1 protein-coding gene is annotated in these 278 nt (G+C 46.0%); it reads left to right on the top strand.

Annotation, left to right across the window (positions count from 1 at the left end):
• Positions 1-48: 48 nt before the first annotated feature.
• Positions 49-278, top strand: a 230-nt coding sequence (locus KZZ07_RS26845; protein WP_255564625.1) for a type IV secretion system protein, incomplete at its 3' end; no start/stop codon positions are given.

The raw sequence follows: 278 nt of genomic DNA, 5'->3' as shown, positions 1-278 counted from the left end.
CCAATACTGATCGGATTCATATTTTTCGAGCAGACGCGTCAATGGACAATGAGCTGGTTCAGCAAAATGCTTAACTTCTCGCTGATTTACATATTGTCCATCGCAATTGTTCGTTTTGGATATGCGATTTTCGGCCAAGCAATTGACGAAGTTGCCAATACAGCCACCATTTCGGATGCTGCGTTGATAACCGCTCAACAATGGGGAACTCTTATCATCGTTGAAGGCGTGTTGATCATCTGCTTATTGCAAGTGCGCGGGTGGGCTGCTGCGATTGC

It is taken from the genome of Mameliella sp. CS4, assembly GCF_019392335.1.
In the GTDB taxonomy this organism is placed as follows: Bacteria; Pseudomonadota; Alphaproteobacteria; order Rhodobacterales; family Rhodobacteraceae; genus Antarctobacter.
This window is presented reverse-complemented; position numbering and strand designations above follow the sequence as displayed.